Below are 26,157 nucleotides of genomic sequence, written 5' to 3' on the forward strand. Positions count from 1 at the left end.
CCGTTAGAGCGGATCGGTCGTTTTTTTATTTTACCTGCAGTGAATGCTCATAGGCAGCTTGGAACTTTTGAATGTCCCCCGCACCCATGAATAACACGACACTATTTTCATGATTTTGCAATATTGATGTTGTATTCTCCGTAATCAGCTCGGCACCGGGAATCTTATCTTGAAGGTCTTCAATCGATAACTTCCCTTGATGTTCACGAGCAGATCCAAAAATTTCACATAAGTATACTTTGTCGGCCAAATTCAAGCTGTCGGCGAATTCATCAAGGAATGCCTGAGTTCTCGAGAAGGTATGCGGCTGGAATACCGCAACAACTTCACGCTCTGGATATTTCTGACGCGCCGAGTCAACAGTTGCAGAGATCTCCGTCGGATGATGTGCATAATCATCAATGATGATCTGACTTCCGATTTCCTTTTCGGAGAACCGGCGTTTAACTCCGCCAAAAGTCCGCAATTGGGCTTTCACAGCTTCCGTATCCAAGTTTTCATATTTACAAAGTGCAATGACACCGAGTGCATTCAACACATTATGCTTCCCAAAGGTAGGAATAGTGAATGTATCATAGTAATTGTTCCTTACATGCACATCAAAAGTCGTGCCATCCGGAGTGACGGAAACATTTTTCGCTTGAAAATCATTTCCTTCTGCAAATCCGTAAAAAATAACCGGTACTTTCGCCTGAATATGTGGTAAATGTTCATCATCCCCGCACGCAATGATGCCTTTGTTGACTTGAAGGGCCATCGTTTGGAAAGCCTCGAACACGTCTTCGACATTGGCGTAATAATCAGGATGATCGAAATCGATATTCGTCATGATTGCATAATCCGGATAGTAGGAAAGGAAATGACGGCGATATTCACATGCTTCGAATACGAAGTAATCAGAATTCGCGATTCCTTTACCCGTTCCATCCCCAATCAAGAAGGATGTCGGTTTAGCGCCCCCCATCACATGGGCAAGTAAGCCGGTCGTCGATGTTTTACCATGCGCTCCCGTAACCGCCACGCTGATGAAGTTTTTCATGAAATCACCTAGGAAACGGTGATAACGGATGATCGGCAAATCAAGTTCTTTTGCCTTAACGATTTCCGGATGGCTATCCGGAAAAGCATTTCCTGCAATGATGGTCATTCCAGGTTGAATATTTTCCTCATTGAAAGGAAGGATTTTAATCCCGGCTTTTTCTAATGCCAATTGTGTAAAAAATTCTTTTTCGTAATCGGAACCCTGCACTTCAATATTCATATCATGCAGTATTTGTGCAAGAGCACTCATACCCGACCCTTTAATTCCCACAAAATGGTAAGCAGTCATAAAGCGAACCTCCACCAATCGTCTACCTGTATGACAGTATATGACGTCATCTTTTATTTGTTTTTTCATTACGAGACTTGTTAGTAACGCAATTTCTTCATAGGTTTTTCAAGCTTATATTTTCAATCATTCATCAACAAAAAACTATTATATCACTTTTTTATTCATTCATCCATGTCAGGCAGATGCCAATTTATCAAATCATTGGTTTTTCCCTTAATTAAGGTGATAAAAAAGGGTTTTCACCCTTTCACATTATATACAATTTCCTTTTATTAGGTTCTCTTAATTAACATGTAAAAATTCCAGTTCTTCTTCCGTAATCAATACATCCCTGGGCCTTGAGCCCCTGGATTCGGAAACTACTCCATGTTGCTCCATCATTTCTATTAGGCGCGCTGCACGGTTATAACCGACACGGAAGCGCCTTTGCACACTAGATGCAGATGCAGCCTGCTGGCTTACGACAAATTCACAGGCCTCGAAAAACAGTTCATCCGCTTCTTCCGTGACCTGGGCCCTGTTCAGCAAGTCTTCCTGCTCGAACAGGTATTTTGGCTGCTGCTCCAGTTTAACATGGTTGACGACTTGGTCGATTTCTTCATCACTCACAAAAGTCCCTTGCAGGCGCACCGTTTTTGAAGAACCGTTTTCAGCGAATAACATATCTCCTCTTCCCAATAATTTTTCTGCACCGCCGCTATCGATGATCGTACGGGAGTCGACTTGTGAAGAAACCGAAAAAGCGATCCTTGTCGGGATATTTGCCTTGATCAATCCAGTTATGACATCGACTGAAGGTCTTTGAGTGGCTACAATCAAATGAATGCCGCAGGCACGGGCCTTTTGGGCAATCCGGCAAATCGCTTCCTCTACATCAGCCGGGGACATCATCATTAGATCCGCAAGCTCATCGATGATCACCAGGATATAAGGCAGCTTGCTTGAATATTGACCGGCTTTTTCCGCTTGGTCATTAAAGCGGGTGATATCACGGACACCGGCATGTACAAACAATTCATAACGCCGTTCCATCTCCTCTACAGCCCACTTCAACGCAGCCGTAGCGGCTTTTACATCGGTTATGACTGGACTGACCAAATGCGGGATCCGGTTATATGGGGCGAGCTCAACCATTTTCGGATCGATCAACAGCAATTTCAACTCCTGCGGCGTGGCTTTATAAAGCAAGCTTACCAACATGGTGTTGATACAGACACTTTTCCCCGATCCCGTTTGCCCGGCTATCAATCCATGCGGCATCTTTCTCAAATCCGTGATGATCGGCTGACCGGATATATCGAGTCCTAAAGCCACAGCAAGCGGTGATTCATGCTCTTGAAACTCAGTACTTTCCAAAACCTCCCGCAAAAATACCGGTTTGCTTTTCCTATTCGGAATCTCGATGCCAATTGTATGTTTACCCGGAATAGGCGCTTCCATCCGCATATCCTGAGCAGCAAGGCTTAATTTGATGTCATCCATCAGGTTCGTCACTTTATTCACCTTCACTCCCGGTTCCGGATGCACCTCGAAACGAGTTACTGCCGGTCCTTGAGTGACATTGACGACCTTTGCACGGACATTGAAATTTTTCAATGTCTCATCAAGTAATAAAGTCTGTTCCTCGAGCCACACATCATCATGCACAGCATAAGTGGGAGGTGTCAGCAATTCGATATTCGGAAACACATAGTATGGATTTTCATTCTCATCCGCTTCCACGGAGCCAAAAACTGCCGGGATTTCGCCCTTACTGCTTTCTGCCGCTGCCTCTGTATAAACTGCTTCTTGATACCCGTTTCCAGAAATGGGGGATTCCTGTTCCAAGAGCGGCATAAGGTTGGAACCGATGTTGGATTCGACTGTATTTTCAGGCACAGCGTCGGTTCCGGAACCAACCTTAGTGTCCGAAAAGGTAGGTGAAATGGCCGGAGTCTGCTCTTTCGGCATAACTCTTCCTTCCTCCTGTTTCCGTTCAGGAATGGCGGATGGTTTCGCTTGTCCTGCCTCCGTTTGGGCAGCATCATCCATTGGCCGCTTACCAGGTGAAACTACCGCCTTTTCCGAATTAAGGCTTTTTTTTTCCGGCATCATTTTATTCATGAAACCATTTTTTTCCCGATCTTGCTTAAGCATCATCACATTAAATGGGATATGTTTTTTCGGACGTTTGTGCTGCTCTTCAGGTATTGCCTCAGATGGGTCTTCAGGCATTGTCCCTTGACTAACGGATGGTTGATTGGATTGTACAGCAATCTCCCCAGGAACCGATATCGCTTCAGACAGTGTGTCGTCCGTCTGTTCCATGATGGATACAGCAACTTCGCGTCCAAAATCGACTTCGTCCTGTTCAATAGCCTCTTTTTCCACCTCAGGCTCAATTATGTTAGGCTCGATTACTGCTTGTTCTGGCAGTGTCTCAATGGAATTCCTGCGAAAGAAAGCGGGTATCTCCGAATCTTCCCGTTTTTCTTCCGCTTGTTCCGGTATAAGAACGGATGGTTCAGTCGTCAATTCCTCATGTGACACTTCTTTTGGGATTTCAGGAATCGATACTGGAATCCCGATATCGGGTTCTTCCTTTTTCAGGACGGGCATTTTGCTTTCTAATTCATATTCGACAATTTCTTCAGAAACGACTATTTTTTTTTCCGGACGACGGAACCCATAAATGGGTGAAGGGATTTCCGTCGGGCGGAATGGAGTGTTTGAAGGGACTATTTTTGAGGTTTCCTCCCGTTCAAAGCTTCTCCGTTTTGGTTCAGGATCCCTTACAGGCCTTCTCGTCGTTTCTTTGGTCACATTCTTCCCCTGTTTTGGTTCGTGTTCTTCCCTATTTCTTTCCCTAGGCTTTCTTTTGTTCTGTTCACGGTCTGGAATGAGCGGAAACTTGAACTGCCCTTTTGGATATTGAAACAGGATTTTCGTATCCGGGTCTGGCGTCTGCGACATCTTTTCCACTTTTTGATTGTAAACCTTTATTTCTTCTTCCTTTGACTTCGAAAGCTTCGAAAAATCCATTTTCCTTAATGTCTCTTCATCAAGCGGTTCATCTATAATAATTTCTTCGATTTCGATAATTTCCTCTGCTTGGAACCATTTTTTCATCTTATTTAGCCATTTCAAAACTATCACTCTTTCTACATCTGTAGTTATGTAACTAATTCTACCAGTTATTTTAAAAATATCGAGAAAATTTAAGCTAAATTGGGATTAGTATCTATTTTTTTATCGCACTCTTACTAACTTAACGTATTTCGCAGAACTCCTACCCTATTAAACCCCTTCTGGAATGAGTTTAAACCTACCCATCGCGAAATAACATTAGCCCCTAGTCTACTATTTAAATAAAACACCGCTGTTAAATCGCGTTTACAAAGAGATTAAGTTTTCATGCAGCGCAAGAAGCAGACTGGTCAATTCATTAAAGCAACCTTCACGAAACCTCCGGCGGCATTCTGAAGCCCATAAAACACCGTTCGTTAATACCGAACGGTGTTTTGTGGGTTTCTGCATTTTTTTGCAAACAAATATACCAATGCGACTATTCCCATTCATAAAAATTGCATACAACCTGGGCCACTGATTTGGATGCAATCAAAAGGGCATCTTCATCAATGTCGAATTTAGGATGGTGATTGAAATATGCCTTCTCCACCCCTTTCGGTTTACAGCCAATGTAAAAGAAGCAGCCAGGAATCTTTTCGGCATAATACGAAAAATCTTCTGAACCTGAGAAAACCGGAAATTCCAAGACATTTTTAATATCTTTGTCATTCATGCTTTCCAGACTATTTTTCACGAATCCAGTCAGTTCAGGGTCATTATATAACGGAGGATAATCAGGCACATATGTTAGTTCGCACTGAACATCAAATTCCGTTTCTATCCCTTTGACGATGCGGTGGATTTCCTTATCGATCAGCTGTTGGGTCTCTGCTGTCATATAACGGACATCCCCTTCAATTTCTATACGATCTTTTATGACATTAAAGCTTCCTTTTCCATCGAAGGAGCCGATTGTGACCACGCCCATATCAAAAGGATTCAAGCGGCGGCTGATTACAGTTTGTACGGCTGTCACGAAATGGGCCCCTGCCACAATGGCATCATTAGCCATATGCGGGGAGGAACCATGTCCGCCTACACCCTTTATCGCCAGCTTGAAATAGGTCCGTCCAGCCATCGAATAGCCGCCGTGATACCCGACAACCCCTGCTGGATGCGACGGAAATAAGTGGATTCCAAAAACGGCATCCAGTTCATCCAAACACCCTGATTCCATAATGCTTTTTGCTCCACCTGGGGGCGTTTCTTCTGCATGTTGATGGATTATTTTAATCGTACCGGATAGGGAATCTTTAAGCTCATTGATGCAGTCTGCCAGAACCAATAAATAAGCGGTATGCCCATCGTGTCCGCAGGCATGCATGACACCTTCATTTTTTGAACGGAACGGAACATCCGCTTCTTCTGTAATCGGCAATGCATCGAAGTCCGCACGGAGACCTATCGTTTTCCCAGGTTTTCCGCCTTCAATCGTTACGATGATCCCTAATCCATTTCCTACATTCGTTTGAATCGACACATCCTTTCCTTTATAAAAATCAATGATATATTGTGCCGTTTTCTCTTCTTTGAAGGATAGTTCCGGATTCTCGTGTAAATGACGGCGGATTTGAACCATTTCCCCTTTACGGGCTTCCAGCATGTTCATTAATTTGCTTTTCACGTTCATGATCATTCTCCCCCTTATTTCAAGTTGAGCATATTAGTAAGTTCCAGTTCGCTGCATACCTTCTTATACAAAGTGCCAAATAAAAAAGGGCAAGGAAGGATTGCGTAAACTTACCGCTCCCCTTCTCTGTCCTTTTTACCTGAGAGTTTAGCTCCATTTTTGGTCATGGAGATTTCCCCTTTGGTGGCACACTGCTTCCTGCGCGCTCTCCAGAGTTGCGTTCAGCTGCGGTTCCATTTACCTGAGAGATTTGCTCCAAGGGATCTTTTTGGAACTTGCTCCTTCCCGGCCTCAATGCTTGCACTCTCCCACAACGTTCATCCGCTTGTTCTATCATTATATATTTTCAAAATATTCCAATTATATTATCACCGATTAAAAAATAAATATCAACTCAGAGTTATAAACTCTATTAAACTTTAAAAGGACCGCTGTCAGATGCTGACACGGTCCTTTTGTGTTTCAATATATTATTGTTCACGTTTTTTGTTTTTACCCATAATGAAGATGGGCTCCAACTCATTTTCTTCGTAAAGGAATGATAGAGCCGTTATTGGAACATGACCGCTGGCAAAGAAGCTCATCGCCATTTGCGCAAGAATATCATAGCCCGTATCATTCTTCACATCGGCAATGATGATGACATCCTGATGGGGAATGGCCACAGCCATGGTTCCCTCGATCTTGTCCTTCATTTCCCGAAGCCATGATTCATTTAAAATCCTGCTGGCATCATATCCATCATTCGTGTTCAAAAAATAAAATGCATTACCTGCAACGATATCCGACTTCATTTCAGTGGAGAGGGAACGGGCATTAAAAAGGGCAATTTCACGGATCCTATCACCCTGCCAATTTTCCCGTTGAATCATCTTCTCATCTATAAGACGGTAGGTTTTCCCTAAATCAAGGGCATAAAAAACCCGGGTTTCAGCCGTATGCTCATCGAATAAAAATGGATTTCCTTCTTCCGATTCCATTGGAAAGGAGGTCGAGCGGATGACTGGGAAAATGAATTTCTCCTTGCCTTCCATGCTGTGTTCCTCCCCCATCACATTCAGGGCCTCTTCCACGTAATAGGTAATTTCATCGATGGCCTTTTCCTGTACGTTTTCATAGTTAGCAAGCACAGGAGGCAACTCGATGGTAATCCCCTTCCCGGTCTTCACATTTTCCACCCGTAACGTATCTTGCTTGCTATTGAATTTGAATGTGCGATTCTCATCTTTTAAACGTTCCTTCAAGATATTTTTCAGCTTCGTGCTGTCCATTTTCATGACTGACCCTCCTCTTCATTGAAAAATCCCCAGCGAGAAGGGGAAATTGATTATAATGATTGAATGAATTCCTCAATTTGTTCTTGAGTTTTGCGATCCTTGCTCACAAATCTGCCTAGCTCCTTGCCATTATCATACGCAATGAAACTTGGTATTCCAAACACATCATTAGCCGCACACACATCGATGAATTCATCACGGTCCACATAAATGAATGTAAAGTCAGGAAATTTCTTTTCAATCTCCGGCATTATCGGTTCGATTACACGGCAATCCCCACACCATGTTGCTGAAAAAAGAAAGATATGTTTGCCTTCATTTTTCAATGCATCATATTGCTCAACGGTTTGTAATTTTTCCATTTGAATATTCCTCCTGCTCTAAATAAAACCTTAATTTTTATAACTCCCATCATACCAGACTCTCCACGAATCAACCATTAATACGGATCGGTTGAAAGGCACGGGTCAGCTTATTTTTGGGGCACGGATGAAACGATTTCCATCATTTGTTTTGCATCGGTTTTTAATTGGTCTTTATCCGTTTCGGTTGTCAGCTTCACCCCGCCGATCCCCACTGCAAGCTCATACTTTTCTTTCGGTATCTCTTTAATCGAGATAAAGCCAAATTTATCATCAGTCTGAAAAGAATGCAGCATTACATTTTGATCATGTTGTTCCTTTATCGCCAAATATAACACGGAGCTGTCTTCTTTTTCATTTGGATTGACAAATAATATATAAATCTTATCACCTTTTTGTAAAATCAAATTATTATCATGTTCTTCCACTACTTTAAAATCCTTTGGCAGATAGACCTGAATTAGCCCCGCCTCTTGATTGGGCTGTTTTTCATCGTCACGAAAAGCCACTTCAGCAGCCTTCATTGCCTTTTCGGTTTGTCTCTCGATACCTGAGCAGCCCACGATCAAACTGCTTATCAACAGGAAAACAAGAAAATTCTTATTCGATAAAGCCATCATCATTCCTCCAGCCGTCTCTTTTACTACCATATGGATAATATTATCCTTATTTACGGAATTCATCCATTATCTAAAAAACATGGTACAATGAAAGCAAATTTTAATACCGAGGAGGAAAACAATGAAGTTAATCGTGTATCTTGCTGGGGAGATCCATTCAAATTGGAGAAGCGAGTTGAGAGATAAGGCCGCTGCACTGAAGCTCCCTTTAGAATTCGTCGGCCCGATGGAAAATCATGAACGCTCCGATAATATCGGTGAAGATATCCTTGGGGAACAGCCGAATCCTATCCTGAAGGATGCGGCCGCTTCCCAAATCAATAATTTGCGGACAGGTCTTTTGATGAAAAAAGCCGATCTTGTCGTCGCTCTGTTTGGCGAGAAATATAAACAGTGGAATACTGCCATGGACGCAAGCACCGCCGTTTCCCTGGGTAAACCGCTTATTTTGATTCGCCCGGAATCCCATCATCATGCCTTAAAGGAATTATCGGAAAAGGCGAGTGTCACAGTCGAATCCGTGAACCAAGCCATGAAGGTGCTTTCTTATATTTTTGAAGAAGGGCTGTAAATCTCCCTGTCCCTTAACCTTCCAGCTCAAGTATGAAGAACTGATCATTTATAAAGAAACGAATAAAAAGCTTGCAGGGCCTCCCCTGCAAGCGAAAAACGTATATTTTTACCTTATCCCTTTTTAATGGGAATCCAAATTTCGGAGTAATAGTCAGGGTTTGAAGCGTCGTCATTCGCGTATACTTCCAATTCTGGAGTTCCGGCATGTTCATAACCGCTGGTAGGGAACCATTCAGAAAAAATTCGTTTCCAAGCTTGTTGGATGCTATCGGGCATAGGTCCGTGAACTTCGAATGCAACCCACTTGGAAGCCGGTATCGTAAGGGTTGAAAACTCTTCAGGCACTTTCCCGGCATACTCTGCACCTATCCAATAATCCATCGTTTCATTTTTTTCCACAGCCCGCTTATCGACACATACACCAATCAAGCCATCTATTTGGCCATTGTTCAACTTCGCCAACCTATCTCCTGTTCCATCCGAATTCACTTTCTCCCACAACTTTGGAATCCCGATCAAATTCTCTTCATTAACCAAGGAAAACTCTTGCTTGATTCCAATCAATTGAAAGGAATCCCTTTCAAGGATATTGTATTTCATCGGTTTTGCCCCTTTCAGAATCACCTGTATCATCAGGCGTTCATAGAATTTCAGCTTCCCCATATACTTTCGGGCTTCGCTTGGAGATACCCCATGCTGCCTTCGAAAAGCTTTTGAGAATGCCTCGGGGGTGTCATAGCCATACTTGTAGGCTAAATCAATGACCTTGCCATTTGTTGATGAAATCTCCTGGGCCGCCAAGGTCAGCCTTCGACGACGGATATAGTCACCAATGGTTATATCCGTTAAAATGGTGAATGTCCGTTGAAAATGAAAAGCTGAGGCATTCGCCTGCTTGGAAATACTCTCGATCGTGAGGTCCTCCAATAAGTGCTCCTCGATATAGTCGATGGCCTTTTGGATTGATTCAACCCACCCCATATCCGCTCACCCCTTGTCACTATACTAGCAAGGCCGCTCTATAAAATCCTGTCTTATTCTGCTCTGTTTTGGCAGTGTTCGTTTCCATCATTCGAAGCCCGCCTTTCCATGACAGTGATTCAAAAATCATGCTTTTTCATTTTCAGCTTATACTCGTGTTGACCGGCTAGCATCCTCATGATATGAAGGAACATTTCCCCCCTGGTGATTCGCTCATTTGTAAATACGCCGATCGCTCCTTCCTTTTTGCTAATATTCTCTTGCCTTGTGAAGGCGTCCATCACCGGGCCCAACTCTTCACCGTCCAGCAGCTTCCCGGCAACAATTCCCGGAACCGGGATTCTCGCTCCGGCAGCTACAAAGACCTCACCGTCCCTCATGGCCATTGCACCCCAATTACACAGAAACAGGGCTTGTCCCATTTTCACGACACCGCCTTCAAGTCCGATACCCATATCGGCATCACTGTGAAGCAAGCAATTCCGGGCACGTGTCATTGCCCCCTCCATCGTTTCCTCGTCCGAAAAAGGCTGTTCCGGGACCCCGCTCTCCACTTGAAGGGAAATGATGTCAGCATCTTCATATACACCAAGCACGGCACTTACTTTCGCCGGATTCTTACTTCCTACTGCTATTTTCAATATAATTACCTTCCTTCTATGTAAAAAAAGCTGATGGAAAAGGATTCATGACAGCATCCCTTTCCATTTCAGCTTCCTCCGTCAACCGTTTTTTATCAAGGTCTCGAATGTCGTTTTATCACAGGAACGAACCAATTTCCCAATCAGTTCACGTGCAGCGGCATAATCATCAATATGAATCATGGATGCATGTGTATGAATATAACGGGAACAAATGCCAATCACCCCGCTTGGAATGCCTTCGTTTGCAATATGGACTTGCCCTGCATCCGTGCCGCCTTGGGAAACGAAATATTGATACGGAATCTCATTCGACTCGGCCGTATCAAGGATGAATTCCCTCATGCCGCGATGCGTAACCATCGAACGATCGAAAATGCGGAGCAGTGCCCCTTTTCCAAGCTGACCAAATTCACTTTTACTGCCGGACATATCGTTCGCCGGACTTGCATCCAAAGCGAAGAAAAGATCCGGTTTGATCATATGAGCTGCAGTTTGAGCGCCCCGTAATCCCACTTCCTCCTGGACAGTTGCCCCGGAATATAAGACATTTGGTAACGTTTCACCTTTTAAATCTTTTAACAATTCAATCGCAAGTCCGCAGCCGTAACGATTATCCCACGCTTTTGCGAGGATTTTCTTCTCATTGGCCATCGGCGTGAATGGACAAATCGGTACAATCTGCTGACCTGGCTTAATACCGATCCTCTTAACATCTTCCTTATCATCCGCCCCGATATCAATCAGCATATTTTTGATATCCATTGGTTTTGAGCGTTGCGACTCATCAAGCAAATGAGGCGGAATCGAACCGATGACACCAATGACCGGACCGTTATCGGTTATGATTTCAACTCTTTGGGCCAAAAGCACTTGACTCCACCAGCCTCCTAGGGTCTGAAAGCGAATCATTCCATTTTCCGTTACGGAGGTGACCATGAATCCCACTTCATCCATGTGGCCGGCAACTAGTACAGTCGGACCATCCTCATTGCCTCTTTTTACGCCAAATATTCCGCCAAGGCGATCTTGGACGATTTCATCCGAATACTTTTCCAGCTCACTTTTCATGAAACTCCGAACTGCATGTTCATTTCCCGAGGCTCCCGGTAATTCCGTCAATGTTTTAAAAAGCTCCAAAGTCTCATGATTCATTTTTCTACCCCTAACCTATGTATTGTTTCTTACTATTTTACAGAACTTAGCATCGTGTTACACTAGAAAGTTCTAATTTATCAGTTAATGGGTAAAATTTCAAATTATTAGTCAAATAAAGCGTTCTTCTGTATACTGGAAGAAGTGATTTTAAAAAATGCAATGGAGGAGAAATCAATGAATTGGAAAACGTTTTTACTGGGTACTGCAGCCGGGTTTGCTGCGGGCTATGCGACAAAACAACTATTGGATCAATCAAGTAAACCTTCTCCCGATAAAGTCTTGGCCCAAGTGAAGGAAACAGTCAAAAAAGATGGAAATATATATGGCTCATGGATCTTGATGAAGCCGGAAAACTATACAAAAAATGATTTGGACTATGAAGTGTACAAAGGCGGGATCACCAGAAACACAGAGGGTAAACGCGAGCAATTCGAATTTGTTGCAGATGCCTCAACAGGAACGATATTGGAGCTTAATGCGCAAAATGATTGAAACAAAAAAGGAGGGCCGTCAAAATGACGTCCTCCTTTTGCTTTCCCGCTTACCGCTTCCGTTTCAATTCGTCTATTATTTCCTTACCCGTTACATCCCATTTGATGGCACAATATTGGGCATCATGGTAAAAGCTGTACCAAGACCCATTTTCCAGTCCGGATTTCATCCACTTTTCCTTCGCTTCGATGGAAGTCATGGGATAATCATCATAAGCGAGGACCCAGAGGACATTCGCATGGGCGTGCGTCGGCATGATATCTGCCATGTGAATCAATCTATCCCCGTCATCCTCAATGATGATGATCGCATGTCCATCACTATGTCCCCCAGTATGGATCATTTTAATACCGTCCGTAATTTCCAGCTCACCTTCAAAAGGACGTACAAGAGAAGCGACAGCCTCCCAGTTTTCTGCCCAATATGTACTTTTTGAACGAATATTCGGGTTTTTCATTTCATCCCATTCAGTTTGGGTCGTAATGATTTCTGCACGCTCGAAAACAGGCACCCAAGTTTCACCTTCACGTTTCGTCAAACCGCAGGCATGGTCGAAATGTAGATGGGTCATTAAAATGTAATCGATATCATTTGGCTGAAGCCCAAGTCTGCCAAGATCTTCGACAAGATTGGATTCCTCCGTCACCCCAAAATTCCGTTTCTGCTTGTCATTCAGCTTTCCATTGCCAATTCCGGAATCTATAAGCATGTTCAATCCATTAGCCTGCACCAAAATCGGATCCGTTCGTAGTTCGATTTGGTTATTTTCGTTAACAGGATACTTCTTGGACCAAAGCGGTTTCGGTACAACACCGAACATCGCACCGCCATCCAAGTGAGTCACACCGCCATTCAACCATGTTAATTTAATTTCCCCTATTTGCATCTTTTCCATTATACCCCTCCTCTTCCTATAGTTTAACACCCACTTCCATATATTGAAATTGATAACGATCAAGTCATCCTCGTGATAGAAATACACCCGCTTTAACAGTAAAAAAACCAGATGCTGTGCACCTGGTTTCTGATCGGTAATTATGATTATTGGAACTTTGCTTCCAATCTGTATATCCGGTTGCCTTTACTCGAGAACTTTTCTTCATATTCAGTCATGATATTGCCTTCAAAATTGCTGTTATGCAGATCTAGGCTTACATATTTCAAGAGCATGCCGTATTCGGAAATACTTTTCAAGGAAGATTCGAATAACCCTTGGTTATCCGTCTTGAAGTGGATCTCGCCTTTGTCTGGCAGGATGCCTTCATATACTTCGAGGAAGGTCTTATACGTTAACCGACGTTTTGCATGACGTGATTTCGGCCACGGATCAGAGAAGTTCAAGTAGACGCGATCAACGTCACCTTTTGCAAAATAGTCCCCCAAGTTCGCTGCGTCAACATTCAACAGCTTTAAATTTGGAACATCCGCTTCAATCAGCAAATCCAATGCAGCTACAATGACGCTTCCATATACTTCTATTCCAATGAAATTCACATCAGGATGGGCTTTTGCCATTTCTGTGATGAATCGGCCTTTGCCCGTACCCACTTCAATATATAACGGATTATCGTTACCGAAAACTTCATGCCATTTACCTTTATGGCTCACTGGCTGCTGAATTACATATTGTGGAAAATCATTCAAACGGTCTTCAGCCCAAGGTTTATTTCTTAAACGCATGATGACACCCCTATTTATAATATAATCGTTCAAACCATACCACGAGTGGATGGATTCCTGCAAGTTGATTTTTTCAGGAAAAAGCCTGCATGCACCGACTTAACAAATAAAAAAACTGCCGGCCATCCAGGCGACAGTCTCTGTAGTTTTCATGTATAAAACTTTCCGTAAAACACACCATAAATAAGTGAAGGGCAGGCAAGAAAACCACCTGAGAATCCCTTGAATCCATATTTAAGAAAGGAGAGGTATTATATGCCGCTTTCCCATGAACATCAAATGTCACTATTGAAAGATATATTGACCAATCATCAATCAGACTGCTGTGGATCCGTTTCTGAATGTGAACAGGTTGAAAGGCTCGTCAAATCCTTAATGATCAATATGGATATTGACAGCAATGTGAAAACGATACTGACGGAGATTTACGAATACAGCCAAACTGGCATCGGTACCGCCGATTTAGATGCACATATTTCAACCCACCAGAACGACTTGTCCCAGTGGGTGGATGATATAGATCAATTCTGATCAGCCAACCATCAATAATGCTTCCAGTTTTTGCAGTAATTCATTTCTTTCCTCGTACCGCTTTCTGCGATGATGCCATTGGATGGAAAGCACAAGTTGTGAAACCGTGTGCCATTTCATCCTCATCTCCAGGCCTGCGTCTAGCTTCTTGCCGTATCGGGCAAGCCATTGATTCCATTCTTCCCTTGGGACATATGAATACAGGAGTATGCCGAGGTCAATGGCTGGATCGCCAATGACCGCTCCGTCCCAATCAATCAGGAACAATCCGTCGGTTTCGGTCATGAGCCAATTATTATGGTTCACATCACAATGACAGACGACTTTTTCGTCGCATTCAATCAACAGGAGATTATTCTGTAAAAAATGGATGGCCTGCTTGATAATCGGAATATCCGTAACATCCGAAGATAACCCGGTTTCTATGTCTGTAAGTATACTTTCAGGTCGTAAAGGGGATTTCCCAAGCCTTTTGAGCATGCTTAACAAAGGATCGGATTGATGAATTTTTTGAAGCAGCTTTGCGACTCTTATATTGTTCATTTCCTGCTGAGATAGCTCCCTGCCTTCCATCCAATGCTGGGCCGTAATTACATCCCCGTTTTCCAGGCGTTTTGTCCACATTAACTTTGGAACAATGCCCTCAGCTGAAAGAACAGCTAAAAATGGCGATGAATTTCGTTTAAGGAAGAGCTTCTGCCCCTCTTTCTCGGCAATAAAGGCTTCTCCCGTAGCTCCTCCAGCAGGGGATATATCCCACTCCTGACCTAATAAATGTTCCAACTGGTTCACCTTCGATTTCCTCGCTTAATCATACAAATGTGGGTACGTTCACCTAGTGTATGTATTACCACTACTTTGAGTCCATGTTTTATAAAAAATCCGCCTGCTGGCGAAGCTGCATATATACTTGCATCGGGATGATACCCGCAATTAAAAACATCCTCATTTTAGAGAAATAAAAAAATAGCTATTGAGCAATTAAACAATAGCCATAAATTAAATTTTAGTTGAAAAACGGTTTCTTCGTCAAGTACTATAAAACGATTATACGCATAAAACAAAAACAAATAAATCATTTCATATTTTTGTATGGGATATCACCCTTGAACATGACGCGCATTTTCTCTTTCAAAACCATTGCAGCAACTTCGTCCCTACCAACAATTTCTCCATCAGACTGGATTTTTACTGACCCTTTATTCTTCATTTTTATCATTTTACCAGAAAAAGAATCAACATTTTTAATGTTGAGGTGACCGCCCCATAAAACGGTGATGAAGACGGTCAATAATTTCAACAAAGTAATATCATGGACCGCAATCACGTTCAACCTGCCATCATCCACCTTCGACATCGGTGAAATTTTCATTCCACCTCCAAAGTAGGGCTGGTTCGCAATGACGATGAACCATACCTTTTTCAAAAGATGCCGGTTTCCATCAATGATCAATTCCATGCAGCTGGGCTTGTAAGAAAATAACTTTTTTATAAAAATGAACAGATAAATTAAATTACCCGCTCTGACAAAATTAAACCATTTTTTCAGAGGGGAACGGTTTGCTTCATCGGAAATTTCAGCATCAATCCCCATTCCCAGGCTGTTCACGAAATAACCCACCTTGCCATTCGTCATGAACTGTCCAATATCAATGGTATTAAAGGCATTATCCTGAAATAAAGAAAGGGCTTCTTCCATACTCTCAGTTTTTTGAATGCCCCTTACATAATCATTGCCGGACCCAGCCGCAAGGGAGCCGATGATTGCGTGAGGGAAACCAATGGCGCCATTTATCATTTCATTAATCGTGCCATCTCCCCCGACAGCAATCACCCGGGTATCCTGTTTCGTCCCTGATAGAATTTCCTTCGTCAATCTTAGCGCATGCCCCTTTTCCCTTGTAAAAAACACCTCATGGGGAACAGCTTTTGATTTCAGTATTCCCTCGGCTTTTTTCCATATCTTCAAACTCTCTTCATTTCCAGCCACTGGATTGACAATGAAATACACCGTTTCATTAAGGTGCGGCATGCTCATTTCCTTCTGTTTGGTTATATTCGGCTTCCCATTCAGGTCGCAAGCTGGATGTAGTTTGGCAATATTCAAGCAATGCCTGCGCCCCTTTTAACTGCTGTGCCTTAAGAGGAGACGATATTGCCCGCATCCTTTCAAACCATTCCGGGAAGTTCCGTTTATCCAATATCGTAATATCATAAGGGGCTTCGGGATAATCGACATATCCATTCCGGGATAAAATCACCTTTTTAATCGGCATGTTCACTTCATATAGCTCAAATAACTGTGAGACGATGTTCGTCATCCGGTTTGCGCCCAACAAAGGATTGAGAACTTTTTTATCAGGATGATTATGATGCCTGCGGACCCAGAACCGATCACTCGAACCGATGAACGCAGCGTCTTCTTCCGCTTCCAGAAAAGTGATGCACCAAGCATCAACAGGGGTCAATAAAATGACTTCGACTTCAACAGGCGCATTTTTCAATAGAAAGATAGGTTTATATAATAAGAGAAACGTATCCGGAAAACGCTGCAGAAAAAAGCGGAGCCTCTCATCCAAAAAGAATGATTGGTCCACAAATGACTTTTCACGAAGCGTCGAACTGCCCCATTTCATTTGAAAGCGGAGCAATTGATTTAAATAATTTTGCTTTAATTCATCCAGACTGGCCGGACGGAACGGAAATCTTAATGAAAAAACATTAGCATCTTCAATCTGGCCCGGTATTGGCAGTTCTTCTGCTTCTGCCTCCTGTTCACCTGTCCTCCGGTGGAAGATGCCTTTAACCTTTTTTAACAGGCCCTTTGACTCTTCCTGAGGCGAATCGAATTTGACTTGTGTTTCAGTATGTTCGCTATACAACCGATCTAGCTCGCACGCATTATAAGAAGCCTTCAATTTATCCCATTGCTGTTTTTTCAACCGTGCAAATTGTGTTGGATAACGATAAATATCCTGCTCATACCGGGAAATATAATCCTGCATCTTTATGAGCTGTGCCATTCGACCACCACCCATCTCTCTCTATTTTTGAAGGTTTATCGTGAAAACCTTCTCGTATGAAGGGGAAGCTCCAAGATGTGTTTGATATAACGCAACCTGATCTGCTTCAAAATGCTTATCCTTCAAATTCGCTATCTGGCGGACGATCTCCAACGAAAAGGGACTATCCCCCTCGAATTTTCTTGCCAGCGTTATATGAGGCTTAAACGGCTTTTTATCAAGTTCAAAACCCGCTTCGATACAAGAATTATAGACTTTCCTTTGGATGGAAAAAAGCCTATCTTGCTGCTTGACGCCTGCCCATAGAATCCTTGGACTGTCACTCTTGCCAAAACCGCCGATATCGCCGAGTTCCAAGCCGAATGAAGCCTCATTGGAAAGCTCGCTTTCCACACGCCCCATGGCATCCTCTTTCAATGTATCGGGAGCATTGCCCAAAAATGCCATCGTAATATGATAATCGGCTGGATGCAGCCATTTCTTAAATGGAAATTCTGGCTTCAATTGTTCCGTAACAGCATTTAAATGAGCCTTAATATCATCAGGCAATACTAAAGCAAAGAAAAAGTGAGTATTCATGGTCACTTCATTCCTTCCTATTTTCCCTTTAATTTTACCATAATTCCCATTGCATATACCTTTTCTTGGGCTTCCTATTAAATATTCCCTCCATCAGGAATATTCCAAATCTTACTTACTATGAACCGCGGTCCAAGAGGGATTTTTTTCGGGCTGGGTCGAATTATCTCCGCGCTAGGTCGGATTATACCCGAGCTGGGTCGGATTATCTCCGCGCTAGGTCGAATTATCTCCGCGCTAGGTCGAATTATCCCCGAACTGGGTCGGATTAACGAAACACACAGCAAAAATCCATACAAAAAAGGACCAAAGATTGGTCCTTCACTGCTTCTTTTAACTGAAAATTGTTTCGTAAAGCAGGAACAAGTTCAGTCCAATGATAAGTACAGCTATAAGCCAGGCGATGCTCGAGGTGATTTTATGGTTGACCAGGCTGCCCATGATTTTTATATTGCTTGTAAACATGATCAAGGGCACTAGGGCAAACGCGATGCCAAACGAGAGTACAACTTGGCTCATCACAAGTGCTTTGGATGGATTCACTCCCCATAATATTATGAGCAGGGGCGGAACAGTGGTAATGGCCCTTCTTAAATAAATCGGTATATGTCTTTTAATGAATCCCTGCATGACTACATCACCGGTCATTACACCAACGGATGAGCTGGATAAGCCGGCAAATAAAAGTCCTATTCCAAAAAACAACGCGACTGATGGTCCAAGCATGGCCCCGAACTGTTGGTAGGCAACATCCAAGTCCTCAACCAGTGCTCCATTCTTATGAAATAGGGCAGCTGAAACAATGACCATGGCGGCATTGATCGCACCTGCAATCAACATGGCGATGACAATGTCAATGAGCTCAAAACGATAAATCCTTTTTCTTTCCAAATCGTTTACTCCGACTATTCTTCTTTGCGTCAAAGAGGAATGAAGGTATATCGCATGTGGCATAACGGTGGCTCCGAGCATGCCGGCCGATAGTAAAATACTGTCCACTCCCTCGAATTTTGGAGTGAAGAGCCCTAAAACAACGGCTGATGTATCAGGTTTTGCATAAAAAACTTGAGCACCAAATGCTATCACAACTACAAATATCATGACAGTGATCAGAGCTTCGAATGTTCGATAACCCCTGCGCTGGATTTCCAAAATGGCAAAGGAACCAATCGCGGCAATTATTGCCGATGTGATAAGCGGTAAGTCAAATAGTAAAAAAATCCCTAGTGCCGCTCCTATGAATTCAGCCAGGTCGGTTGCCATTATAACGACTTCGGCCTGAATCCATAAGAAGAAAGATGTTTTTTTCGAAAATTTTTCCCTGCATAACTCTGGAAGGTTCTTTCCAGTGGCTATCCCCAATTTAGCTGATAGTGATTGGATTAGCACAGCCATTAAATTGGATGCGAAGATAACCCATAATAGCGTATAGCCATATTTTGATCCGGCTGTAATATTGGTCGCATAATTCCCTGGATCAATATAGGCCACAGCTGCTATAAAGGCAGGCCCTAGATAGGGAAGCAGTCTTTTTATTCCTCTCGAAGAGGATTGATGCAACACATCGGACATATCTATTCATACTCCTTTTTACACGCAACTCAAATTGTTGCAAGAGGTAAACTTTTTAGGTTATTAGCAAGTATATTCCTGGTTCTTGAAAATGTCAAAAAGGGAGGATTGCATATGGAGTAAATTAACTCGGAGATGGCCATCTCGCTTCCGACTACATATATAAAAACCCCTTTGCCAATAGTGGCAAAGGGGCTTATATCTAGTTAACGGAACCGCATTGCTTCTCGATTTCCTCGGAAAACAGTTTCTGCAGTCTTCGGGTAATCGGACCGGGTTCCCCGGCTGCAATCGATTGGCCATCGATATTAATAATTGGTGTCACTTCGACGCTAGTGCTTGTATAAAGGACTTCGTCGGCTGCCATCATGTCCTCGACCGTGAAGGCTTCTTCGACATAGGGAATCCCATGATCCGCGCAAAGTTTCAGCATCACCTGACGGGTAATTCCATTCAGGATCAAGTTTGTGGCCGGATGCGTTTTAAGTTGTCCATCCACCACGATTGAGACATTTGACGAACTACCCTCCGTCACCGTACCATCACGATGCTGGATCGCTTCATCACAGCCGGCTTCGGCAGCTTGCTGTTTAGCCATTATATTACCAAGTAGATTTAAACTCTTGATATTACAGCGCAGCCAGCGTATATCGTCGGTGGTAACAGCCTTGACCCCTGGCTTCATTTTACCTGTATAAGGCATTTCCTTGGTATAGGCAACAAAGACCGGTTCCGTCTCCGCAGTTGGAAAAGAGTGTGTACGCGGAGATACTCCCCTTGTCAGCTGCATATAGACGATACCGTCCTTCAGTTGATCTTCAGCGATCAGCTCTTTCATACGGGTTGTGATTTCCGCTACAGTAAAAGGAACTTTCATCTGAATCAACTTCGCACTGTCCATCAGCCGGTTCAGATGCATATCTCCCGCAAATAATTCGCCATTATAAACCCGAATGACTTCATAGACGCCGTCACCGAATTGATATCCCCGGTCTTCAATATCTACCTTTACTTCGGACCTGCTTTTAAGGTCGCCTTTAAAAATGATTTTTCCCATGTCTTTCTCCCTCTTTGCCTCTTATTTAGCCAATTCATGAATGGCACGTGCATAAATGGACGTTGCCTTAAGCATATCCTCAATATCAATATATTCATCTTTCTGATGCGCAATGTCTTCGCTTCCAGGGAAAAGCGGGCCGAATGCTACTCCTTCTTTCAATGAACGGGCGTATGTGCCGCCACCAATCGAAAGGAGTTCAGCTTTGTCACCTGTCTCCGCTTCATAAACTTCCTGCAAGGTCTTAATTAAGAAGCTTTCACTGTCCACAAAATGTGGAGTCGAATGCGAATTGGTCTTCACTTTCAAATTATATGCAGCAAGTCTTTCTTCCAATGCCGCCTTTTGCTGTTCCCACTCAAACGTTACCGGATATCGCATACTGAAACCGATCGAGCTGTCCCCTTGTTTTGAATAATTGAAAACACCGGCATTTAGCGTCAGTTCACCTGTTTGCTCATCCGAATAAGCTACACCTAAATTATTTCCGCGGGAATCTTCAAACAAACGATCCTTAATGAAAGTGAAGTAAGCTTTCGCATGCGGATCAAGAGTAAGATCAGCTAAAAATGCTGCTAAATAGAGACCTGCATTTCTTCCATTTTTCGGTTCCATCGCGTGTGCCGAGACACCATTCATTTCAAGCAGCACTTGATTTTTTTGCGGAACGGCTTGGCCTCTCAATGAGTATTTTTGCAAATAATCCTGATAGTTTGCCGCCACTTCAGCAGGGTTGGCCGCTTCCACAATGGCCGTAGCAAAATCCGGTACCATATTCGTCCTTCGACCTGAAGAAAATTCGATAACATTCACGTCTGAGTTCGTGCCATTTCCTGCATCGGCAGGGTGTATGACCGAGAAATCCCAGATTCCTTTTTCCGCACTGATGATCGGGAAATCAGCATCTGGTGCGAAGCCGATCGAAGGCATTTCCTCCACTTCAAAGTACCGGTCAACGCAGCGCCAGTTCGATTCTTCATCGGTTCCAATGATCATCCTCACACGTTTGTTCAAAGGTTCTCCTAGCTCCCGGACCAGCTTCATCGCATGATAAGCAGCCATCGTCGGCCCTTTATCATCGATTGCCCCACGAGCATATATGCGGCCATTGCGGATTTCAGCGCCGAACGGATCCGAACTCCAGCCATCTCCCTCAGGTACCACGTCGACATGGCATAATATCCCGATTAACTCCTCGCCTTCACCCATTTCAATATGACCAGCGACATTATCGACATTTTTCACAGTAAAACCGTCTTTTTCGCCTAATTGAAGCATGAATTCAAGCGCTTCCTTCACCCCTTTACCGAATGGGGCCTCCTCTGTAGGATGTTCCTCATCTAGTACACTTTTTATTTTCAATAAGTTTTGTGTATCCAGTAATAAGTCCATTTTCCGTTTTTCAACTTCTTCTCGCCAATTCAATTCACTCAAAATACGACAACTCCTCTTTTATATATATTTTTCATTTTATCACTTTTACTACCTGATTCGCCAAGCGTTGCTACCTATTCTTCGTATTCCCGTATTATCGCTACCGTCAAACTACCGATAAAATCCCTTACATAAATAAAAAACACCCTCTTTTATTAAAAAGAGGATGATTTCATTAAACTATCGGCATCCATAAGCTTTGTAACTTTTCGATTTAGCCTTGGGATGTATAATGCTAAAAACACGGAACGTCCTAAACTGAAAGCCAGGAATGCAAGCCATAATCCATGATTGCCATGATTGCTGACTGCTGAGAATTGGACAAGCAAAAAAGCCAATAGTGCAAGGAGCATCGAGTTCCTTACTGGAACGGCTTCAGTCGCACCGGTGAACACTCCATAAAAAATGAGTCCGATAAAGGCACTGAACGGGAATAGGACTATCCAAAGTCCATATTCATGGGCCAGCTCGATGACACCGGGAATATCCGTGAAAAGGAGAATGACCTCATCGCTGAATAGATAGTAAGATGCGGCAAGTATGACCGAAGCATATAAGCCCCACCGCGCCGATAGTGAGAGTGTTTTTTTATAAAGGTTTATATCTTTCGAACCAATAGCCTTCCCGACCAAAAGACTCGATGCATTCGCGAAGCCATCAAAGCAATAGGCCATCAGGTAATGGATTTGAATAAGTACGGCATTTGCCGCCAGTGTCTCTGTCCCGAAAGTGGCTCCCTTGGCCGTAAAAAGATTGAAAACCGTGATCAGGCAAATGGTCCTGATGAATAAATCCCTGTTGACCACCATCATTTTTTTCAGGGAAGCCCGATCGAACCCCTCCCGGAATGAAAATGAATCCGGTACGTTGACCGCTTTCCGGATCACCCACAAGCCCAGGAAAAACGCGGCAACCTCTGATATCAATGAAGCGGCAGCAACCCCTGATACAGACCATGAAAAGCCATTTACAAAAACGAGGCATAAGACTATATTGATCACGTTCATGAAAACTTGAATGAACAAAGATGTTTTTATCCTGGATTTCCCGATTAACCAGCCTAAGATGACATAGTTCAATAATGCAAAAGGTGCACCCCATATCCGGATGCCGAAATAGTCTGCGGCAAAGGCGGAAACGTCCGATTCCGGACCGATTGCGCCTAACGAAACATTCAAAATGGGCTTTTGGATCACGATAAAAAGAAGACCGATGATCGCTGCTATGAAAAAAGGCCGAACCAAGGCCATCAGGCTTTGCTTTTCATCCCTTGCCCCCTCCGCTTGTGCAGCGAAGGCAGATGTACTGACCCGAAGAAAACCAAAAAGCCAATACATCGTATTAAAAATAATGGTTCCGACAGCCACCCCGCCAATATAGGCGGGATCGCTCAACTTTCCAACCACAGCCGTATCGACCGCACCGAGCAAGGGCGTACTCATCGTCGAAATCGTAAGCGGGATGGCCAAGGAAAGATACATTCTGTTATTCATAAAATGATGACCTCCAATGTACAGAAAAGTTCTGAAAAGTTAGAATTGGAATGACGTTATAAAAATTTGTATTTAAAGTACAAAAAGATTGCAGTATTCCATTTTAATCACTAGAATTGAACATATGGTGCTCCCCAACATCATACGATGCCTCTACAAGATTACTTGTGAATCGGTTCAAATAGAACAGATTAAGCTATTTTAGATATTGATGATCTACGGTATCAAATTTGTAGATTAAAAGATTGATAACGCTCTCAACGTGGAAATTCCTTTTTCCACAAATATTTTTTTATCCAGCAAGAAAAAGTTTGCAAGCGGAAAAATAAAAAGCTTGACGGATTCTTGAAGGAGTTATAGTATTGCTCGTTGATAATATAACTTTTGAACTATGCTTGAACATATATTCATCGTTATAACAACCAATTAGGAGTGATCATGATGGGAAGATTGACCAATAAAGTAGCCATTATCACTGGCGGAGCATCTGGTATGGGCAGGGAAATGGTTGACCTATTCACAAAAGAAGGAGCACAAGTCATTGCTGCTGATATCAATGAAAAAGCTGTAGCTGTTGTGAATGAATTGGATAACGTCCATGGAGCTGTACTTGATGTATCTTCAGACGAAAGCTGGAAAAAAGTGACGGATGAAGTTATCGCTAAATTTGGCAAGATCGACATTTTGGTTAACAATGCCGGTATCTCAACGGAAAAAGGCATTAACGATACGTCATTGGCCGATTGGCAGCTAATGTTAAGCATCAATGGATTTGGACCATTCCTTGGAATGAAACACGTTGTTCCTTACATGGCTAAAGAAGGTAAAGGCGCAGTCGTGAACATTTCTTCCTTTACTGCTCAAATCGGAATGGGCTTAAACTCTTATTCTGCTTCAAAAGGTGCCGTTCGTGCTATTTCCAAGGCAGCTGCAACGCAATATGGCCGCATGGGTGTCCGCGTCAATGCCGTATTCCCTGGTATCATCGAAACACCGATGACTCAAAAATTAGAAGAGTCAAAAGAGTTAGTGAACCAAATGATCAAGGCAACTCCATTACAACGCTTGGGTCAGCCGGCGGATATTGCAAATGCCGTACTTTATCTAGCATCCGATGACGCTTCATACGTAACTGGTGCCGAGCTTGTCATCGACGGTGGATACTCAGCTCAATAAATATAGGCAGAAATGGAAAAACCCGTTTCTGGAATCAAGAAACGGGTTTTTCTGATTCAATAAAGAAATTTTGAAGTTGAAATAATTTAAGTTAACACACCAATGAAATAGCCAAAAGTCGTAAATACCAAACACCAGCTGAAAGCCCCTGCTCCGGCAAAGATAAAGTACTTTCGTTTCCCCATACCATTCATACCGGAAATGTAACTGGCGAAGTGACGGACTCCTGGGATGAAATAGGCTATGATAATGGTCCAAGGACCGTATTTATTGAACCATTTCTCCAATTTTTCCAACCTCGCGGGGGTCATTTTGATCCACTTACCATACTTCCTCAAAAAAGGCTTCCCTACCTTTTTCCCGATGAAATAACTGAAAAGCATCCCGGATATCGATCCAAGGAAACTGACAAGGAATGCTCCCTGGACATTCAAAACGGAAATGGATGACAAATAGCCGACAAAAGTCATCATGAACTCATCAGGAACCGGCAAGCCAATAATCCCAATGGCCAATAGCCCATATATCGCGAAATAACCATAGTTTGATATTAAATCCTTTACTATATCCATCTATAGTACTCCATCTCAGCACCCTTTTTTAAAGTAATCCAATTTCTTATGCGGGCCTGGGTAACGTGATTACTTCTTTTTAATAGGATAACCTAATTTAACCCAAATGAGTTGATTTTCATAAAAAAAGATAAAAAAAAGTAGACTCGACACGTTTTTTGTTGAAAAACCTGTATGACAATGGAATGAAAAACGCAACAATAAAGCGGACTCTAAACCTGAGTCCGCTTCTTCTTATTTCACAATCTTTATTTCATTGATCGGCCAATACACTAGATTCGCCTTTCCTACAATTTCATCGACGGAAATCGTGCCGATTTCACGGCTATCCAAACTATTTTGGCGATTGTCCCCCATAAGGAACAGCTGATCTTCCGGCACAGTCATGCTGCCTGTTATATCTTCGAGCTTGAAGGATTCAGTCAGCGGCACCCCTGCCATCTGATTCTTATATTTGTCCAAGTATGGTTCTTCATAAGCTTTCCCATTAATATAAAGCGTATCATCTTTATATTCAATATGGTCACCTGGCAGACCGATAACCCTTTTTATATAGTCTTTATCTACCGTTGCATGAAAAACGACAATATCAAACCGGTCGATATTATCGATATTCGTTCCAAACTTGGTAAGAACAATTCTTTCGTGGTCTTGCAGAGTCGGCATCATTGACTCACCGTCCACGACAATCGGTGCAAAAATATACGTTCGAATTAAAAAAGCTAGAATGACTGCAATCAATATCGCTTTTATCCATGAAAAAACTTCTTTTCTATTTTCCAATCGAAGTCCCTCTCTCTGTTTTTTATTCATGCCATTATATCATAATCCTTTAATGATCACGTCATACAAATACCCACATTTT

25 protein-coding genes and 2 riboswitches are annotated in these 26,157 nt (G+C 42.9%); of the genes, 4 read left to right on the plus strand and 21 right to left on the minus strand.

Annotated features, from left to right (window positions below; genetic code table 11):
- Positions 1-25: 25 nt before the first annotated feature.
- From murC to ACIQZD_RS04130, 6 genes are all read right to left on the minus strand, one after another.
- Positions 26-1,330 (minus strand): UDP-N-acetylmuramate--L-alanine ligase, encoded by a 1,305-nt coding sequence (gene murC / locus ACIQZD_RS04105; protein WP_063232675.1) that lies wholly within the window; start codon positions 1,328-1,330, stop codon positions 26-28.
- Between the two features lie 285 nt (positions 1,331-1,615).
- The gene (locus ACIQZD_RS04110) at positions 1,616-4,459 is read right to left on the minus strand and encodes a DNA translocase FtsK (protein ID WP_483878398.1); all 2,844 of its coding nucleotides are present in this window, start codon (positions 4,457-4,459) and stop codon (positions 1,616-1,618) included.
- A gap of 418 nt (positions 4,460-4,877) precedes the next feature.
- Positions 4,878-6,065: an amidohydrolase gene (locus tag ACIQZD_RS04115; RefSeq protein ID WP_402899896.1), complete on the minus strand. Its 1,188-nt coding sequence runs from the start codon at positions 6,063-6,065 to the stop codon at positions 4,878-4,880.
- Positions 6,066-6,195: 130 nt separating this feature from the next.
- Positions 6,196-6,286, minus strand: a riboswitch (glycine riboswitch).
- Positions 6,287-6,289: 3 nt separating this feature from the next.
- Positions 6,290-6,392: riboswitch (glycine riboswitch) on the minus strand.
- A gap of 149 nt (positions 6,393-6,541) precedes the next feature.
- A complete protein-coding gene (locus ACIQZD_RS04120) occupies positions 6,542-7,348 on the minus strand; it encodes a DUF1444 domain-containing protein (RefSeq protein ID WP_402898485.1) in 807 nt (268 codons plus the stop codon).
- Between the two features lie 50 nt (positions 7,349-7,398).
- Entirely contained in the window at positions 7,399-7,710 is a 312-nt protein-coding gene (locus tag ACIQZD_RS04125) for a thioredoxin family protein (protein WP_096337935.1), read from the minus strand.
- 110 nt (positions 7,711-7,820) lie between these two features.
- Positions 7,821-8,360, minus strand: a complete 540-nt coding sequence (locus ACIQZD_RS04130; RefSeq protein ID WP_402898489.1) for a hypothetical protein — start codon at positions 8,358-8,360, stop codon at positions 7,821-7,823.
- 91 nt (positions 8,361-8,451) lie between these two features.
- Between ACIQZD_RS04130 and ACIQZD_RS04135 the strand changes: the two genes are divergently transcribed.
- Positions 8,452-8,901, plus strand: coding sequence for a YtoQ family protein (locus tag ACIQZD_RS04135; protein ID WP_101222968.1), 450 nt, complete (start codon positions 8,452-8,454; stop codon positions 8,899-8,901).
- Between the two features lie 113 nt (positions 8,902-9,014).
- Here the strand turns inward: ACIQZD_RS04135 and ACIQZD_RS04140 are convergent, their stop codons facing one another.
- From ACIQZD_RS04140 to ACIQZD_RS04150, 3 genes are all read right to left on the minus strand, one after another.
- A complete protein-coding gene (locus ACIQZD_RS04140) occupies positions 9,015-9,884 on the minus strand; it encodes a GyrI-like domain-containing protein (protein WP_402898492.1) in 870 nt (289 codons plus the stop codon).
- Positions 9,885-10,003: 119 nt separating this feature from the next.
- Complete coding sequence (locus tag ACIQZD_RS04145) at positions 10,004-10,525, minus strand: DUF84 family protein (protein ID WP_402898494.1); 522 nt, start codon at positions 10,523-10,525, stop codon at positions 10,004-10,006.
- Between the two features lie 81 nt (positions 10,526-10,606).
- The gene (locus ACIQZD_RS04150; protein WP_053535952.1) at positions 10,607-11,680 is read right to left on the minus strand and encodes a M42 family metallopeptidase; all 1,074 of its coding nucleotides are present in this window, start codon (positions 11,678-11,680) and stop codon (positions 10,607-10,609) included.
- A gap of 177 nt (positions 11,681-11,857) precedes the next feature.
- Here ACIQZD_RS04150 and ACIQZD_RS04155 point away from each other — a divergent pair, with 177 nt between their 5' ends.
- The gene (locus ACIQZD_RS04155) at positions 11,858-12,175 is read left to right on the plus strand and encodes a PepSY domain-containing protein (RefSeq protein WP_076364628.1); all 318 of its coding nucleotides are present in this window, start codon (positions 11,858-11,860) and stop codon (positions 12,173-12,175) included.
- Positions 12,176-12,224: 49 nt separating this feature from the next.
- Here the strand turns inward: ACIQZD_RS04155 and ACIQZD_RS04160 are convergent, their stop codons facing one another.
- Both ACIQZD_RS04160 and trmB read right to left on the minus strand, forming a co-directional pair.
- Positions 12,225-13,070, minus strand: a complete 846-nt coding sequence (locus ACIQZD_RS04160) for a YtnP family quorum-quenching lactonase (protein ID WP_402898499.1) — start codon at positions 13,068-13,070, stop codon at positions 12,225-12,227.
- Between the two features lie 146 nt (positions 13,071-13,216).
- Complete coding sequence (trmB, locus tag ACIQZD_RS04165; protein WP_402898502.1) at positions 13,217-13,855, minus strand: tRNA (guanosine(46)-N7)-methyltransferase TrmB; 639 nt, start codon at positions 13,853-13,855, stop codon at positions 13,217-13,219.
- Positions 13,856-14,110: 255 nt separating this feature from the next.
- Here trmB and ACIQZD_RS04170 point away from each other — a divergent pair, with 255 nt between their 5' ends.
- Positions 14,111-14,386 (plus strand): YtzH-like family protein, encoded by a 276-nt coding sequence (locus tag ACIQZD_RS04170; protein ID WP_352925527.1) that lies wholly within the window; start codon positions 14,111-14,113, stop codon positions 14,384-14,386.
- Here ACIQZD_RS04170 and ACIQZD_RS04175 read toward each other — a convergent pair whose 3' ends face one another.
- From ACIQZD_RS04175 to ACIQZD_RS04210, 8 genes are all read right to left on the minus strand, one after another.
- On the minus strand, positions 14,387-15,169 hold the full coding sequence (locus tag ACIQZD_RS04175; protein ID WP_063232868.1) for a phosphotransferase family protein: 783 nt from the start codon (positions 15,167-15,169) through the stop codon (positions 14,387-14,389).
- Positions 15,170-15,461: 292 nt separating this feature from the next.
- A complete protein-coding gene (locus ACIQZD_RS04180; RefSeq protein WP_402898507.1) occupies positions 15,462-16,493 on the minus strand; it encodes a diacylglycerol/lipid kinase family protein in 1,032 nt (343 codons plus the stop codon).
- Positions 16,405-17,409, minus strand: a complete 1,005-nt coding sequence (locus ACIQZD_RS04185) for an NERD domain-containing protein (protein ID WP_402898510.1) — start codon at positions 17,407-17,409, stop codon at positions 16,405-16,407. The genes ACIQZD_RS04180 and ACIQZD_RS04185 overlap by 89 nt, the downstream gene beginning before the upstream one ends.
- Positions 17,410-17,430: 21 nt before the next feature.
- Positions 17,431-17,988: an RNA 2',3'-cyclic phosphodiesterase gene (gene thpR / locus ACIQZD_RS04190; protein WP_402899899.1), complete on the minus strand. Its 558-nt coding sequence runs from the start codon at positions 17,986-17,988 to the stop codon at positions 17,431-17,433.
- 333 nt (positions 17,989-18,321) lie between these two features.
- Positions 18,322-19,560 (minus strand): Nramp family divalent metal transporter, encoded by a 1,239-nt coding sequence (locus ACIQZD_RS04195; RefSeq protein WP_402898513.1) that lies wholly within the window; start codon positions 19,558-19,560, stop codon positions 18,322-18,324.
- A 202-nt stretch (positions 19,561-19,762) separates the two neighbouring features.
- The gene (gene dat, locus ACIQZD_RS04200; protein ID WP_402898516.1) at positions 19,763-20,617 is read right to left on the minus strand and encodes a D-amino-acid transaminase; all 855 of its coding nucleotides are present in this window, start codon (positions 20,615-20,617) and stop codon (positions 19,763-19,765) included.
- Between the two features lie 21 nt (positions 20,618-20,638).
- Positions 20,639-22,051, minus strand: a complete 1,413-nt coding sequence (gene pepV / locus ACIQZD_RS04205; RefSeq protein ID WP_402898519.1) for a dipeptidase PepV — start codon at positions 22,049-22,051, stop codon at positions 20,639-20,641.
- A 155-nt stretch (positions 22,052-22,206) separates the two neighbouring features.
- Positions 22,207-23,544, minus strand: coding sequence for an MATE family efflux transporter (locus tag ACIQZD_RS04210; protein ID WP_402898522.1), 1,338 nt, complete (start codon positions 23,542-23,544; stop codon positions 22,207-22,209).
- A gap of 441 nt (positions 23,545-23,985) precedes the next feature.
- Here ACIQZD_RS04210 and ACIQZD_RS04215 point away from each other — a divergent pair, with 441 nt between their 5' ends.
- Positions 23,986-24,720 (plus strand): SDR family NAD(P)-dependent oxidoreductase, encoded by a 735-nt coding sequence (locus ACIQZD_RS04215; protein ID WP_101222983.1) that lies wholly within the window; start codon positions 23,986-23,988, stop codon positions 24,718-24,720.
- Positions 24,721-24,806: 86 nt separating this feature from the next.
- On the opposite strand, the gene ACIQZD_RS04220 is transcribed toward ACIQZD_RS04215, so the two are convergent.
- Positions 24,807-25,292 carry a DedA family protein gene (locus ACIQZD_RS04220; protein ID WP_402898525.1) on the minus strand — a complete coding sequence of 162 codons (486 nt, stop codon included), beginning with the start codon at positions 25,290-25,292 and terminating at the stop codon, positions 24,807-24,809.
- A 234-nt stretch (positions 25,293-25,526) separates the two neighbouring features.
- Entirely contained in the window at positions 25,527-26,075 is a 549-nt protein-coding gene (gene lepB / locus ACIQZD_RS04225) for a signal peptidase I (protein WP_350299754.1), read from the minus strand.
- Positions 26,076-26,157: the final 82 nt, after the last annotated feature.

The organism is Peribacillus sp. NPDC096447, from assembly GCF_044762725.1.
Classification (GTDB): domain Bacteria; phylum Bacillota; class Bacilli; order Bacillales; family DSM-1321; genus Peribacillus.

What these genes read in the sequence shown, in the direction of transcription:
- ACIQZD_RS04155 (WP_076364628.1), top strand. Translation starts at nt 11,858, where the DNA reads ATGAATTGGAAAACGTTTTTACTGGGTACTGCAGCCGGGTTTGCTGCG.
- ACIQZD_RS04185 (WP_402898510.1), bottom strand. Translation starts at nt 17,409, where the DNA reads ATGGCACAGCTCATAAAGATGCAGGATTATATTTCCCGGTATGAGCAG.
- trmB (WP_402898502.1), bottom strand. Translation starts at nt 13,855, where the DNA reads ATGCGTTTAAGAAATAAACCTTGGGCTGAAGACCGTTTGAATGATTTT.
- ACIQZD_RS04195 (WP_402898513.1), bottom strand. Translation starts at nt 19,560, where the DNA reads ATGTCCGATGTGTTGCATCAATCCTCTTCGAGAGGAATAAAAAGACTG.
- ACIQZD_RS04215 (WP_101222983.1), top strand. Translation starts at nt 23,986, where the DNA reads ATGGGAAGATTGACCAATAAAGTAGCCATTATCACTGGCGGAGCATCT.
- ACIQZD_RS04125 (WP_096337935.1), bottom strand. Translation starts at nt 7,710, where the DNA reads ATGGAAAAATTACAAACCGTTGAGCAATATGATGCATTGAAAAATGAA.
- ACIQZD_RS04170 (WP_352925527.1), top strand. Translation starts at nt 14,111, where the DNA reads ATGCCGCTTTCCCATGAACATCAAATGTCACTATTGAAAGATATATTG.
- ACIQZD_RS04120 (WP_402898485.1), bottom strand. Translation starts at nt 7,348, where the DNA reads ATGAAAATGGACAGCACGAAGCTGAAAAATATCTTGAAGGAACGTTTA.
- murC (WP_063232675.1), bottom strand. Translation starts at nt 1,330, where the DNA reads ATGACTGCTTACCATTTTGTGGGAATTAAAGGGTCGGGTATGAGTGCT.
- dat (WP_402898516.1), bottom strand. Translation starts at nt 20,617, where the DNA reads ATGGGAAAAATCATTTTTAAAGGCGACCTTAAAAGCAGGTCCGAAGTA.
- ACIQZD_RS04160 (WP_402898499.1), bottom strand. Translation starts at nt 13,070, where the DNA reads ATGGAAAAGATGCAAATAGGGGAAATTAAATTAACATGGTTGAATGGC.
- ACIQZD_RS04220 (WP_402898525.1), bottom strand. Translation starts at nt 25,292, where the DNA reads ATGGATATAGTAAAGGATTTAATATCAAACTATGGTTATTTCGCGATA.
- ACIQZD_RS04130 (WP_402898489.1), bottom strand. Translation starts at nt 8,360, where the DNA reads ATGGTAGTAAAAGAGACGGCTGGAGGAATGATGATGGCTTTATCGAAT.
- ACIQZD_RS04210 (WP_402898522.1), bottom strand. Translation starts at nt 23,544, where the DNA reads ATGAATAACAGAATGTATCTTTCCTTGGCCATCCCGCTTACGATTTCG.
- ACIQZD_RS04135 (WP_101222968.1), top strand. Translation starts at nt 8,452, where the DNA reads ATGAAGTTAATCGTGTATCTTGCTGGGGAGATCCATTCAAATTGGAGA.
- ACIQZD_RS04150 (WP_053535952.1), bottom strand. Translation starts at nt 11,680, where the DNA reads ATGAATCATGAGACTTTGGAGCTTTTTAAAACATTGACGGAATTACCG.
- thpR (WP_402899899.1), bottom strand. Translation starts at nt 17,988, where the DNA reads ATGAATACTCACTTTTTCTTTGCTTTAGTATTGCCTGATGATATTAAG.
- ACIQZD_RS04140 (WP_402898492.1), bottom strand. Translation starts at nt 9,884, where the DNA reads ATGGGGTGGGTTGAATCAATCCAAAAGGCCATCGACTATATCGAGGAG.